The organism is Rosenbergiella gaditana, from assembly GCF_018494065.1.
In the GTDB taxonomy this organism is placed as follows: domain Bacteria; phylum Pseudomonadota; class Gammaproteobacteria; order Enterobacterales; family Enterobacteriaceae; genus Rosenbergiella; species Rosenbergiella gaditana.
Genome location: NZ_JABBFR010000091.1, coordinates 1 through 239, shown reverse-complemented (window position 1 = coordinate 239; position 239 = coordinate 1). Strand labels below are relative to the sequence as shown.

Sequence of the window (239 nt, the reverse complement as noted above, 5' to 3'; positions counted from 1 at the left end):
ACTATAGAAGAACTAATAGTGCTAAACAACCTTCAATCAAGAAATGCTGAATTAATCAGTGATGGTTATTCTCAAAAAGAAAGATTACTTAAGCTAAATGAGTTAGCGAGAAATCAAATGAAAACACTATTAAAATCCAGAACACTTAAAAACTCTAAAAACCAAGAATTTTTAAAATAGCAATTAGAAAATGTCGAAATATTTTCGAGAAAAACTGTTGCGAAGATTCTCTCTTCTTA

At 28.0% G+C, this 239-nt stretch carries 1 pseudogene; it reads left to right on the top strand.

The features are described from left to right. A pseudogene (locus HH682_RS15580) lies at positions 1-180 on the top strand (hypothetical protein); the annotation flags it as partial. Positions 181-239: the final 59 nt, after the last annotated feature.